Origin of the sequence: Bacillus sp. PPSBB_2 (genome assembly GCF_045291115.1) — a bacterium.
GTDB classification, from domain to species: domain Bacteria; phylum Bacillota; class Bacilli; order Bacillales; family Bacillaceae_G; genus Bacillus_A; species Bacillus_A cereus.
This window is the reverse complement of record NZ_CP147983.1, coordinates 49164-62572: the sequence shown is the minus strand read 5'-3', so window position 1 is coordinate 62572 and position 13409 is coordinate 49164. Positions and strand designations below refer to the sequence as shown.

Sequence of the window (13409 nt, the reverse complement as noted above, 5' to 3'; positions counted from 1 at the left end):
ATAGTAATGTATGAGGGGATAAATGATTTTAGAACAAGCCTTCTTCCGCTTTTACTTTTTCTTCACGAACTAAGCTATACATATTTGCTGCATCTTCTTTTTTAGTTGTTTCTTTTAATTCATTTATTTTCACAGTCACTATTTTTTGACCAAAACGAATTGTTAATTCATCAGCTACTTTCACATCAGAACTCGCTTTTGCCACTTGACCATTAATAGATATTCTTCCTTGATCAGCTACTTCTTTCGCTAATGTTCTTCTTTTAATTAAACGTGATACTTTTAAAAACTTATCTAGACGCATATCAAATCCCCCTATTAACGCTCTGTTTGTTTCGCTTCTTCCCATAAAACATCTAACTGTTCTAATGATAAATCTTTCATCTCTTTATTCATTTCAGCTACTTTTGCCTCCATGTATAAAAAACGACCAGTAAATTTCTCATTAGTTGAACGTAACGCCTCTTCTGGATCTATTTTGTAATGACGAGCTATATTAACAAATGCAAATAGTAAATCACCAAACTCACCCAGCATCTTTTCCTCATCCATATTTGTAACCTCTTGTTGGAACTCTTGCCATTCTTCCAAAGCTTTCTCTATCATCGGTTGCACATCAACCCAATCAAATCCAACCTTACCAGCTTTCTTCTGAATTTCATAGGCGCGTAGTAACTGTGGCAAACTTTTGGGAACGCCATTTAAAACAGATTCTTTCACGAATCCTTTTTCTTGTTTTTTAATTTCTTCCCAATTTGCAATCACTTCATCAGCGCTGTTTACATCCGTATTTCCAAACACATGCGGATGGCGACGAACCATTTTCTCAGATAGAGTTCGAATGATATCATCTATAGAGAACCAACCTTCATCTTCTCCGATTTGAGCATGAAGCATAACTTGTAATAATATATCACCTAATTCTTCTACTAAGTGATCATCATCCTCTTCATCGATTGCTTCCAACACTTCATAAGCTTCCTCAATTAAATATTTCTTTAATGATTGATGTGTTTGCTTTTTATCCCACGGACAACCATTTGGACCACGAAGTTCCGCAATAATTTCTCTAAGAACATCAAACTGTTGATACAAGGACGCACGCTCCTGAACTGGCGGCACGTACACACTCGTTAAATTATTCAATTCCGTTTCATGATCTAACATGTACAACGGTACCTTCTTTACTTGTTCAAATGAAGTTCCTGCAGCTGTTACGATATACACTTCATAATCATCTGGTAACATCTCCATTAATGTTAATTTCACATCAGATGCAACGAATGCATCATATACTTGGCAAAAGATTAAATGTTGACGCAGTTCTAATTGCCCTCTTTCAAATGATGTAGCATCAAGTAATTGGAATCCTTCAATCGGATCAATCTTTAGACTTGCAAACATAGGATCAAGGAAACTTTGTCCACCCTCAATTCGCACTTCAACATTTGAAACTTCTCCTTTTTCTAACAGCAGCTGAACTGTTCTTTCTGCTACAAGTGGATGCCCGGGAACAGCATAGATAATTTCTGTACCTTCAGCTTGTTCTAGCAATTTATTCGCAATTGTTTCATATACAATTTCAAACGTATCATGTGCTTCATATACAGCATCAAAAGACGTATATTGTACGCCTTCTTTCTCCAATTCTTCTATAACTGGATGTTCTTTCGTTCTAACAAACAGATGGTCTGCTTCTTTTATTTTTCGATATACACCCATCGTTAGCTGATCTAATTCACCAGCTCCTAAACCTAAAATAGTAATGATTCCACTCACAAACAGTCACCTCTATCCACTCTTCTTCAATGAACCTTCTTTTTTCTCTTGTTTCATAACGGTTCCTAATTCTTTTTTTGTAAATACACGTAATTTCAAAATAAAAAACATATATGTCAATCCGCCGATGGCTACACCTAACAACGCTTCAAGCGTCGCGCTTCCTCTATGTTCCGTATTAATTACTAATCCAGACATCTGTAACACACGTGTGAACACCATTAATACAAATCCCATACAAATACCACTAATTACTATCCCTAACATATTTCGCTTATTGATAAGTGACCCTGATACAGCTCTCGTAAGCAACAAACTATTTAATCCAGAGATTATAATTAACGCACATAAAGTCGCAAAAGCTGCACCTTTCACACCAAAATAAGGCATGAATATATAATTTAACGCTAACTTTAAGCAACCTCCAAATACAACAAATAATGCTGGCTTAAACGTTTGCCCTAATCCTTGTAAAATAGAAGCTGTCGTAATTGACAATGAACTAAATAAAATAGATAACGATAAAATAGATAAAACATCTGATCCATCACTGTTTTCAAACAACATAATATTGGTAGGTTGAATAATACAAGTTAGTCCAATAGCTGCTGCAAGTCCAATAACAAATGTTATTTTCATTGCTAACTTTACCTTTTCTTGAATAAAGGAAAGATCTCCTCTTTCCTTCGCCGCTGTAATAATCGGAATAAGTGACAACGAGAAAGAAGTCGTCACAACAGTACCTAATTGCATTAGCGGAATACTTCTATCATAAACACCCTTTAATACCTTTGCATTTTCAGCCTGTTCTCCCGCACCAATAAGTAAGCTGTAAAAGGACACTGAATCAGCCATCTGTATAAAAATAAGCACTAAATTACTAACACAAATCGCTAACCCCTGCCAAAAAAGGATTTTAACTATCTTCCTTTTACCCTTAATTCTCGCTGCACTTTTGAAGAATATAGAACGAAAATCTTGACGCATATACAATATAAGTACAATAATCCCAATAAGTCCACCCGCAATTGAGCCTAACATAGCCCCTGCACCAACTGTATATAAATCAAATCCGTGAGCAATTAGGAATAGCGATAAAAACACAATAATAGAAACTCGAATTGTTTGTTCTATTACTTGCGAAACAGCCGTTGGCATCATATTATTAAATCCTTGAAAATACCCTCTTGCTACAGACAAAAATGGCATCAATAAGAATGAAAATGAAATAACACGTAGTAACTTATCTAAGTGTATATCGCCCATAGCTGCCGCAATTGTTTCGGCCCCAAAAAACAATGTAAAGAAGCCTATAAAACCAATTCCTAATAAGAACCAAAAAGATACACAAATAATTTCTTCTGCTTCTTTTTGTTTTCCCCGCTCTAGTCGTTCTGCAACCATTTTCGAAATGATAACAGGAAATCCATAAGTAGCTAAAATTAAACAAAATCCATAAAACGGGTAAATTTGTTGGTAAATATAAAACCCAATATCCCCCGCTATATTTTGATATGGAATACGGTAAAAAGCGCTTAATACTTTTGTAACAAAACTTGCAATCGTTAATATAATAGCCCCACGCCAAAAGGCTTGATACTTCTTCGCTTCCATACAAGAAAACTCCTTTTTCTATTCTCACCTCTCGTATTATATCATAAAGAAAAGAACAAACTCCCTTACCAACACGGGTAATAATGAGTTCCTACATGTTAAAAATATTCAACGAAAAAAGGTAGCAAAGTGCTACCTTCATTCAATATACATATATCTCCAAATAATTGATTTCTCGAAAAGAAAGATCATAATTAGGAAAGATTGCTACTTCTAAAATCAATATACCCTTACTGTTCCATTTGTTTCGCTAAGAAACTGGCAGCAGTATTAACCGCTTTATGCTCGATCTCGCTTATAATGGCTTCTTTTGAGAAAATAATGACGGCTCCAATCGGATCTCCGTTTGCAACAATCGGTCCAACTGTATAAGAATGAACCTTTTCTGTTACACCATCAATAATGGAAATATCACTTTCATCCGTCATAATAACAGACTTTCGTTCTTCCATCGTTTTTTCAATTAGATCGCCAACACTTTTATTTAAGTATTCTTTTTTCGATACGCCTGATACTGCGATGATAGAATCTCGATCACACACAAGCACATTATGTCCTAAGCTGTCATATAAAGCATCAGCATATTCTTTTGCAAAATCACCTAGCTCACTAATTGGAGAATACTTCTTTAAAATTACCTCTCCATCGCGATCAACAAATATTTCTAGTGGGTCTCCTTCTCGAATACGTAAGGTTCTACGAATTTCCTTCGGGATTACTACCCTGCCTAAATCATCAATTCGACGTACGATTCCAGTTGCTTTCATTCTAATGCTGCCTCACTTTCTACTGATGATCAAAGTGGTGAATTTACCTGTTCATGTAAAAATCACCAACTGTTAGACATAGTATTTTACACATTAGTTCTTCTATGCACGTCGAATTGTATTTTTTTATCTTATTTTAGGCATTTATTACTTCTTTTTTTACATCTGGTAAGCCTTTTAATAAATTTTCAGCAATTGTTAACCACTTCGATGTCTCTAAGCCATTTGTTTTCATAACAATTTTCAATTGTGATCCTTCCATTCCTAAACCGATCATACGTCCAAAACTATTTCCGAGCATGAATAATTTTCCACCATCAATATTTTGGCTTGCTTGTTCAGAAAACAGGAATGTTACTTCAAATTTATTCTGCTTAATTAATTCAATTTGTTCTTTCATTGCCAACACTTTAATATTTGCAATTTGTAATAAATAACCAACTTCTTGTGGATAATCGCCAAATCTATCGATCATTTCTTCCTGCAATTCTTCAATATCCTCAATTGCAGAAACACCTCTAAATTGTTTATACATCATAATTTTTTGCTTACTATCTGAAATATAAGCATCTGGTAGATATGCATCTACCTCTAAGTCAATTTCAACATTAACTATATTTTCAGCCCCATCTGTTCCTCTACGCTGTTCAATTGCATCTTTTAACATTTGAGAATATAAATCAAATCCGACAGAATCAATAAATCCATGCTGTTCTGCCCCTAACAAATTACCTGCTCCACGAATAGATAAATCTCTCATCGCAATTTTGAAACCAGATCCAAGTTCCGTGAACTCTTTAATTGCTTGTAGACGCTTCTCTGCAACCTCTGACAGCACTTTGTCACGTTTATATGCAAAGTATGCATATGCAACACGATTAGAACGTCCAACACGCCCACGAAGCTGATACAACTGTGATAATCCCATACGATCTGCATCAAATACAATTAACGTATTTACATTCGGAATATCTACACCCGTCTCAATAATTGTTGTACTTACAAGAACATCATGCTGTCCTTCTAAAAATGATAGCATAACAGACTCTAATTCGCTTTCGTTCATTTTCCCATGTGCGTACGTTACGCGGGCATCTGGAACTAACATCGAAATTTCATCCGCTTTTCTTTCAATATCCTCTACACGGTTATATAGGAAGTAAACTTGACCACCTCTTGCAAGCTCTCGCTCTATCGCCTCTCGTATTAATGCTGGATTATACTCTACTACATACGTTTGGACTGGGAAACGATTTTCTGGTGGTGTCTCAATAACAGATAAGTCGCGCACACCAAGCATAGACATATGAAGCGTCCGCGGAATCGGAGTTGCCGTTAATGTTAATACGTCAACATTCGCCTTCAATTGTTTAATTTTTTCTTTATGTGTTACACCAAATCTTTGTTCTTCATCAATAATAAGAAGCCCTAAATCTTTATACGTAACATCTTTAGATAAAATACGATGTGTTCCGATTACAATATCTACTGTTCCATCCTTTAAGCCCTTAATTGTTTCATTTTGTTGTTTTCTCGTACGGAATCTACTTAATAAGCCTATATTGATCGGATAATCTTGAAAACGCTCTCGAATTGTTTCATAGTGTTGCTGCGCAAGAATCGTTGTCGGTACTAAAATTGCAACTTGTTTTTCATCCATAATTGCTTTAAATGCCGCACGAATAGCCACTTCAGTCTTTCCATATCCTACGTCACCACAAAGGAGCCTATCCATTGGGCGTCCGCGTTCCATATCTTTTTTAATCTCGTCAATAGAACGTAACTGATCCTCTGTCTCTTGATATGGGAAAGATGATTCGAACTCTTGTTGTTCTGCCGTATCTGGCGTATATGCATAGCCTTTTGAAGCTTCGCGCTCAGCATATAGTTTAATTAGGTCATCCGCAATGTCTTGTACAGATTTTTCAACTTTCGTTTTAACCTTCTTCCAATCATTACCACCTAATTTATAAACTTTCGGATCCTTACCTTCAGATCCTACATATTTTTGAACTTGATCAATTTGTTCAATTGGAACGTATAGCTTATCATTACCTTGATATTTAATATTTAAATAATCTTTATGAACACCATTAATCTCTAATGTCTCAATACCTAAAAATTTACCTATACCATGATTTACATGAACTACATAATCTCCAACTTTTAATTCCGAATAACTTTTAATACGTTCAGCATTCGATAACTTTTGTTTACGTTGTGATTTTTTAACTTTCTTATGAAAAAGCTCCTTTTCAGTAATGACAACAAGCTTTTGCATCGGCATTTCAAAACCTGCATGTAAATCACCTACAGCAATTTGTAACCTTCCAGGCAATAAAATATCTGTACCTTCTACAATATCTGCCTCAATATCATAATCACTTAAAATATGTTGTAATTTTTTCACACGTTCATCATCTGTTCCAAGTACAACAGTCGTAAAATGCCCTTCATTCCATCTATCAATTTCTGTTTTTAACAAATTCATCTGTCCATGGAAATCTTGCATTGTTTTACATGTTACATTAACAATATTTTGCGGATGTGTGTGTGCGATATGACGCAAGAATAACGTTAAATATACAAAACTTCTTTTTTTATGATGAAGAAACCCCTCGAATGGGTGAGAGAAAGATAAATCTTGAATAATTGTTCCTTCACCAAGAAGTGATATATACCATTCCGCCTCTTCTGTTTCAAGATGCGATGCTGTTTCTTGAATACGGGAAATCTCGTCTAAAATTACAACACCGTCTTCTGGTAAATAATCTATCAGACTAGCAGGTTCTTTATAGAAAATAGATAAGTATTTAAACATCTGTTCTATACTTTGCCCGTTTTTCAACATCTCAATTTCATGACTTACCGTCTCAAGCACTGTAGTCTTTAGTTTATCATCAGAAAGTTTTTGCATCGTCTTAGTCAAACCTTCTTCAAGATGCTGAATTCCTGATTTTAATTCTTCCTGTGAAAATAAAAACTCTGTTGCTGGACCAAACCTAACGCTTTCTTTTTTACCTTGAGAACGCTGTTCATCCACATCAAATAATCGAATAGAATCGACTTCTGTATCAAAGAATTCAATACGAAATGGTAGTTCTTCAGTTAAAGGATAAATATCTAATATTCCCCCACGCAAACTGAACTCCCCTGGAGCTTCTACCATCGACTTACGTTCATAGCCAATATGATGTAAAGTATGCAAGAGCGCATCTAAATCAATCTCTTGCCCTAGATTGATTTCAACTTGCTTTTGCTTCCACAATTCTTTTATTGGTAAAAATCTACGCAATCCTGCCACTGGCGCTACAATGATTCCATTCTCTCCCGCAGCCAAGCGATTTAACACTTCTATACGTTGCGCCTTCAATTCTGGACTTGCAACTCCAATTTCCGATGCTATCAGTTCATTCACTGGATATAACCACACATCTTTTTCACCAAGTAACGCCACTAAATCTTCATGTACTTTTTGTGCTTGGTATAAGTTATGCGTCACGATTAATTGTGATTTTTTTGTTTTTTTATATAAAGCCGCCATTAATAATGAACGAGAAGACGTTGCCATCCCTGATATAAGTTGTTCTTTTAACCCATCTTCTAATCCATTAATAACCGATTGTATCTCTTCATTTTTATAAAATTGCTCTAATAAACCTATCATTTTTAAAACTCCTCTCAACATAAAGAGCAAGTCATTCTATTTTATGCAAATATTTTTGAAAAGGAAAACAGAAAAATGCTTTGGACATGCCAAAGCGACAACATTTTATTGCAGAAATTTTTCATACTCATAATACTCAGGATAAGATGCGAGCGTTTCTTGACACGATTCACAAATCGTTTTTATATATATATTTCCATTCTCATGAAAATGAATCATTTCTACTACTTCTTGCTCTGTTAGTTGAAATAAAACGTCGCTATATACTTTTTCTGCGTTAATGGAGCCTACATTACCTCCGCAGTGTCTGCAATAATAATACCCTTCCATACTAGCCTCCTAAAAATTCAATTACTACTAGTATGGGTAAAACAAAAGAGAAATATTCCCAATCTCATTTTTAACTATTGAAAGTATTCATGATTTGGAGAAAAGGCTTATTTAGCCACTCTTCACATGCATCCGCTGCTTTTTCAATAGAATGGTTAACATCCGGAATCTCTTCAGATGTAAAGCGTCCTAATACATAATCGACTACCTTCATTCCATTTTTCGGGCGATCGATTCCCATACGGATACGTTGAAATTCTTGTGTTCCTAGGTGCGAAATCGTTGACTTTACACCATTATGTCCACCAGCACTACCTTTCATGCGAAGACGCAATTTACCTACAGGAATGTCCAAATCGTCGTACATAACAACGAAGTCCTCAACATCAATTTTATAATAATCCATGAGTGGACGAATACTTTCCCCAGATAAGTTCATGTATGTTAGCGGCTTTAATAAGATTACCTTTTCTCCATTAACAAACCCTGCACCAAATACACCTTTAAATTTTTGTTCATTCAAAGAAATGTTCCAACGCTTCGCAAGTTCATCAATGGCCATAAATCCAATATTATGCCTTGTTAATTCATATTCTCTACCTGGGTTCCCAAGTCCTACTATCAATTTCATTCTTGTACCACTACTTTCTTTTTTCGATACGAAAAGACGTAACCAATTTTGGTTACGTCTCATTCTATCCAATTAATTGAATAATACACTCACAGATTCTTCTTCGTATACACGAATGATTGCTTCTCCGATTAATGGAGCAACTGAAAGTTCATGTACTTTGTCGATTTTCTTCTCTTCTGGTAATACGATAGAGTTCGTTACAACTAACTCTTTAATATTTGAATTTTGAATACGCTCAATTGCTGGACCAGATAATACTGGGTGTGTACAGCAAGCATATACTTCAGAAGCACCGTTCTCAACAAGAGCGTTTGCTGCTAATGTAATTGTACCAGCTGTATCAATGATGTCATCAATTAAAATCGCTGTTTTACCTTCAATATTACCGATAATGTTCATTACCTCTGATACATTCGGGCGAGGACGACGCTTATCAATAATAGCGATTGGCGCTTTTAGACGATCTGCCATTTTTCTTGCACGAGTTACACCACCATGGTCAGGAGACACGATTACGATATCTTTAAGACCTTTTGTTTCAAAGTAATCTGAAAGAATCGGTACACCCATTAAGTGGTCGATTGGGATATCAAAGAACCCTTGAATTTGTGGAGCATGTAAATCTAGAGTGATTACACGAGTTGCACCTGCTGTTTCAAGCAAGTTTGCTACAAGTTTCGATGTAATTGGTTCACGAGAACGCGCTTTACGGTCTTGACGCGCATAACCATAGTAAGGAATAACAATATTAATTGTTTTCGCAGATGCACGTTTTAATGCATCAATCATAATAAGTAATTCCATGATATGTTCGTTTACTGGGAAGCTTGTAGATTGAATAATGAATACATCGCAACCACGGATACTTTCTTCAATGTTAATTTGAACTTCTCCATCACTAAAACGATCAACAGAACATTTTCCTAGCCCTACTCCAATATGCTTTGCAATCTGCTCAGCAAGTTCCTTATTAGAGTTTAAAGAGAATACTTTCAAATTAGAATTTAGATATTGAGTCGACATCTAGATTAACCCTCCACATTATGATTTTTTCTTATTCAGCAATTGATCAACATAGTCTTCTTTGTTAACTTGACGTGCACGTGCTACCGATAATGCTTTTGATGGAACATTCTCTGTAATTGTAGAGCCTGCTGCCACATAAGCACCATCTTCAACTGTTACTGGAGCAACAAGGTTTGAATTACATCCAATAAATACCCCATTACCAATCACAGTTTTGAATTTATTCTTACCGTCATAGTTCACCGTAATTGAACCACAACCAAGATTCACGTCTTCTCCAACTTGTGCATCCCCGATATAACTCAAGTGTGAAGCTTTACTTCTATTACCAAAGACAGTTTTTTTGATTTCCACGAAGTTTCCAACGCGTACTTCGTCTCCAATAACTGAATCTGGGCGAATATGTGCAAATGGACCAACCGATACTTCTGTACCAAGCTTACTATCATGTACAGTAGATTGTCGAATTGTCGTACGATCTCCAATTTCACTATCGCGAATTACTGTATGCGGTCCAATTTCACAATCAGAGCCAATTACAGTGTTCCCCTCAATAATTGTTCCTGGATGAAGAACTGTATCACTACCGATAACTGCATCAGCAGAAATATAAGTGTTACTTGGATCAATAATTGTAACACCGTTTACCATGTTCTTTCGGTTGATACGGTTTTTCATAATAATTTCCGCTTGCGATAGAGCGACTCTGTCGTTAACACCTAACGTTTCGTCGAACTGCTCTGTTTGATAAGCTGATACGATATGACCTTCATTTTTTAAAATCTCAATAACATCTGGAAGGTAATATTCACCTTGCACGTTATCATTTGAAACTTTAGAAAGTGAAGCAAATAAAGCCTTATTATCAAAACAATACGTACCTGTATTGATTTCTTTAATAGCTAATTCTTTCTCATTTGCATCTTTATGCTCAACAATCTTTTCAACATGACCATTCTCATTACGAACAATACGGCCATATCCAGCAGGCTCTTCTATGTATGCTGTTAGCACCGTCGCCATTGCTCCTGCTTCTTTATGTTGCTGAAGTAATGCTTCCATTGTTTCAGCAGTTATTAGAGGCGTATCACCACAAATAACTAAAGTTGTTCCTTCTTCATTTGCAAGTACACTTGCAGCTTGATCTACAGCATGTGCTGTACCAAGTTGTTCTGCTTGTAATGCAAATTCACTTACGTTCCCTAGCTGTTCTTGTACCATTTCAGCACCATGTCCAACAACCGTTACAAGTTTCTGCAATCCTAATTGAGATACTTGATCGACTACGTGTTGTACCATAGGTTTTCCACATACAGGATGCAGCACTTTGTATAGCTTAGACTTCATACGTGTGCCTTTACCTGCAGCTAGAATCACTGCAAATCTGTTTGACATATAGACCCTCCATCGCAACCTATTTATCCATTAAAGATATTATCCTAAATCATCATATATTTCAAGAAACACATTTTAACTATTAAATTTTACCATAATTCTTATAAGATGTTTTACTCTTTAGTATCTTTTTTAAGAAATAAGCTATACTATTTAGAGGGTGTTGCAAAACTAAAATAAATATGCAATGTTATGAATCAGAAAAACTAGCTGAACATGCAATAGATAGCGATTTTGACCATACCAACGTGGCTGTTCCAGCCCTTTATCTTTGAGATGACTAAACTGTTGTTCAATTTTTCCACGCTCTTTCATCAACTGTTTGCCAAAGGTAGTTTGTAGAAAATGAGACACTACACGACGATGTGTACTTTTGATTGGTCCGCTATTACGCGGGTTAATTGGATTGATCGCAAAGATATCACATGCTCCGGCAATTTCATGAATGTGCTGACTATCATAAGCGGCATCTGCAACGGAAAATAACACATTTTGGTTTTGTATATCCCGAAGCAATGCAGGAGCTATTTTACTATCATGTACATTTGCGGTTGTAAATGCATACGACAATATAACACCTTCTGGTGTAGAACAGACATGAGTTTTATATCCCTTATACCAACCATAGCGAGTAGATTTTCCCCATTTCGCTTGAGAATCATATAAACTACTCCGTAAGGCTGTACTATCAATTAAAACGCACGGAATTAACCCTAAATTCTTTTCTTGAAGAATTTGTTTATGAAGCAACGGAATTTCTTCGTTGCGAAACCAAGTGCCTACACGTGAAAAAGTAGATATATGAGGAACAAGCGAAAGGCCACAAGATACACGAAATGAAGGATATTGATGTAAAAAACGAGTTAACTTACGTAATGAATTGATCTGGAATACCGTTTTTATAAAAAAACATTTGAGTAAAGCTTTTCTACAGATGGGTGGGCGGCCTGTCATAGGCGGAACGCCTCCAATGGTTAAACTGTCTACGTAGGCAAATAAAATTTGTAAAATGGATTGATTTTGATCAAAATTGGTTATCATACTAGTAAATCCGTCCTTTCTGGAGATAGTTTTAGGATACTATCATTCTTCCAGGAAAACGGGTTTCTTTATGCATTCATTTTTGGATATTTATGAGTTTTGCAACACCCTCTATTTAAAATGATTTTGAAAAAATTAGTAGTTTCTTCTTTTTATGTTAATAAATTATGCAGTTTCCAAATATAAAGCAAAAAAAAACAAACTCCTGTAAATGCTTACAGGAGTTTGCTACAAAATTATAAGGCTTTTTGTCAAAAGCCCTTTTCATTCGAATTTTACGAAGCACCTGCTTCTTCAAACTCAACCTCTTCTAACTCGCCTAAACGATGATACTCTGTTAAAACCGCATCTTGAATTTTAGAGCGTGTACCAGAATTAATTGGATGTGCAATGTCACGGAACTCTCCATCTGGAGTACGTTTACTTGGCATTGCTACAAATAATCCATTATTACCATCAATTACACGAATATCATGAACAACAAATTCATGGTCTAGAGTAATAGAGGCAATTGCTCTCATGCGGCCTTCTGTGTTTACGCGGCGTAATCTTACGTCAGTCACTTCCATCTTGTGTTCACCACCCTTTTCTAAATAAGCGATATATTTGTATAAATTCCACAAATTTTCTATTTTCCCTTTAATTTTTTAAAAATTTTTAAGATAAAAATTTTTAAAGTAGTTGAATATAGAGATTAGTGGAGGTTATCGCTTACAAAAGGTTACTTAACTAGGGCGATTACTTCAATTTCAACGGAAACATCTTTCGGTAATTTTGCTACTTGCACACAAGATCGAGCTGGTTTATGAGTAGAGAAATAAGAGCTATACACTTCATTCACAGCATTAAAATCATCCATGTCCTTTAAAAATACTGTTGTTTTTACGACTGTATCAAATGAAGCACCTGCTTCCTCTAATACCGCTTGTAAATTTTGAAATACTTGTTCTGTTTGTACTGTTACATCTCCTGTTACAAGCTCCCCATTTGCCGTCAATGGAATTTGTCCTGAGCTATAGAACATGTTATTTACAATAATCCCCTGTGAATAAGGTCCAATTGCTTGTGGTGCCTTGCTTGTTTGAACAACTTTCATACTTTTCACCCTTTTATTATTTATTTTACTCTTTAAAAATAGTGTACGAAAGGCAGTTTG

12 protein-coding genes are annotated in these 13409 nt (G+C 35.6%); all 12 read right to left on the bottom strand.

Going from position 1 to position 13409, the window contains the following annotated elements; all coding sequences use genetic code 11:
- Window positions 1-28 precede the first annotated feature (28 nt).
- A complete protein-coding gene (locus tag V6946_RS00305; RefSeq protein ID WP_001234876.1) occupies window positions 29-304 on the bottom strand; it encodes an RNA-binding S4 domain-containing protein in 276 nt (91 codons plus the stop codon).
- Between the two features lie 14 nt (window positions 305-318).
- Complete coding sequence (mazG, locus tag V6946_RS00300) at window positions 319-1779, bottom strand: nucleoside triphosphate pyrophosphohydrolase (RefSeq protein ID WP_000014239.1); 1461 nt, start codon at window positions 1777-1779, stop codon at window positions 319-321.
- A gap of 12 nt (window positions 1780-1791) precedes the next feature.
- Complete coding sequence (locus V6946_RS00295; RefSeq protein WP_000387579.1) at window positions 1792-3393, bottom strand: oligosaccharide flippase family protein; 1602 nt, start codon at window positions 3391-3393, stop codon at window positions 1792-1794.
- Window positions 3394-3623: 230 nt separating this feature from the next.
- On the bottom strand, window positions 3624-4160 hold the full coding sequence (spoVT, locus tag V6946_RS00290; protein ID WP_000648302.1) for a stage V sporulation protein T: 537 nt from the start codon (window positions 4158-4160) through the stop codon (window positions 3624-3626).
- Between the two features lie 136 nt (window positions 4161-4296).
- A complete protein-coding gene (mfd, locus tag V6946_RS00285; protein WP_000579686.1) occupies window positions 4297-7827 on the bottom strand; it encodes a transcription-repair coupling factor in 3531 nt (1176 codons plus the stop codon).
- Window positions 7828-7932: 105 nt separating this feature from the next.
- Complete coding sequence (locus tag V6946_RS00280; protein WP_000399438.1) at window positions 7933-8157, bottom strand: anti-sigma-F factor Fin family protein; 225 nt, start codon at window positions 8155-8157, stop codon at window positions 7933-7935.
- A gap of 70 nt (window positions 8158-8227) precedes the next feature.
- On the bottom strand, window positions 8228-8788 hold the full coding sequence (pth, locus tag V6946_RS00275) for an aminoacyl-tRNA hydrolase (protein WP_000767702.1): 561 nt from the start codon (window positions 8786-8788) through the stop codon (window positions 8228-8230).
- A gap of 72 nt (window positions 8789-8860) precedes the next feature.
- Entirely contained in the window at window positions 8861-9814 is a 954-nt protein-coding gene (locus V6946_RS00270) for a ribose-phosphate diphosphokinase (protein WP_000107420.1), read from the bottom strand.
- An 18-nt stretch (window positions 9815-9832) separates the two neighbouring features.
- The gene (gene glmU / locus V6946_RS00265; RefSeq protein ID WP_000071041.1) at window positions 9833-11212 is read right to left on the bottom strand and encodes a bifunctional UDP-N-acetylglucosamine diphosphorylase/glucosamine-1-phosphate N-acetyltransferase GlmU; all 1380 of its coding nucleotides are present in this window, start codon (window positions 11210-11212) and stop codon (window positions 9833-9835) included.
- Window positions 11213-11383: 171 nt separating this feature from the next.
- Window positions 11384-12253 carry an ISNCY family transposase gene (locus V6946_RS00260; protein ID WP_023520903.1) on the bottom strand — a complete coding sequence of 290 codons (870 nt, stop codon included), beginning with the start codon at window positions 12251-12253 and terminating at the stop codon, window positions 11384-11386.
- Between the two features lie 275 nt (window positions 12254-12528).
- The gene (gene spoVG, locus V6946_RS00255; RefSeq protein ID WP_000454041.1) at window positions 12529-12822 is read right to left on the bottom strand and encodes a septation regulator SpoVG; all 294 of its coding nucleotides are present in this window, start codon (window positions 12820-12822) and stop codon (window positions 12529-12531) included.
- Between the two features lie 152 nt (window positions 12823-12974).
- Complete coding sequence (locus tag V6946_RS00250) at window positions 12975-13349, bottom strand: RidA family protein (protein ID WP_000869815.1); 375 nt, start codon at window positions 13347-13349, stop codon at window positions 12975-12977.
- Between the last annotated feature and the right edge of the window lie 60 nt (window positions 13350-13409).

What these genes read in the sequence shown, in the direction of transcription:
- glmU (WP_000071041.1), bottom strand. Translation starts at nt 11,212, where the DNA reads ATGTCAAACAGATTTGCAGTGATTCTAGCTGCAGGTAAAGGCACACGT.
- V6946_RS00270 (WP_000107420.1), bottom strand. Translation starts at nt 9,814, where the DNA reads ATGTCGACTCAATATCTAAATTCTAATTTGAAAGTATTCTCTTTAAAC.
- spoVT (WP_000648302.1), bottom strand. Translation starts at nt 4,160, where the DNA reads ATGAAAGCAACTGGAATCGTACGTCGAATTGATGATTTAGGCAGGGTA.
- V6946_RS00260 (WP_023520903.1), bottom strand. Translation starts at nt 12,253, where the DNA reads ATGATAACCAATTTTGATCAAAATCAATCCATTTTACAAATTTTATTT.
- pth (WP_000767702.1), bottom strand. Translation starts at nt 8,788, where the DNA reads ATGAAATTGATAGTAGGACTTGGGAACCCAGGTAGAGAATATGAATTA.
- V6946_RS00250 (WP_000869815.1), bottom strand. Translation starts at nt 13,349, where the DNA reads ATGAAAGTTGTTCAAACAAGCAAGGCACCACAAGCAATTGGACCTTAT.
- V6946_RS00280 (WP_000399438.1), bottom strand. Translation starts at nt 8,157, where the DNA reads ATGGAAGGGTATTATTATTGCAGACACTGCGGAGGTAATGTAGGCTCC.
- V6946_RS00295 (WP_000387579.1), bottom strand. Translation starts at nt 3,393, where the DNA reads ATGGAAGCGAAGAAGTATCAAGCCTTTTGGCGTGGGGCTATTATATTA.
- V6946_RS00305 (WP_001234876.1), bottom strand. Translation starts at nt 304, where the DNA reads ATGCGTCTAGATAAGTTTTTAAAAGTATCACGTTTAATTAAAAGAAGA.
- mfd (WP_000579686.1), bottom strand. Translation starts at nt 7,827, where the DNA reads ATGATAGGTTTATTAGAGCAATTTTATAAAAATGAAGAGATACAATCG.
- spoVG (WP_000454041.1), bottom strand. Translation starts at nt 12,822, where the DNA reads ATGGAAGTGACTGACGTAAGATTACGCCGCGTAAACACAGAAGGCCGC.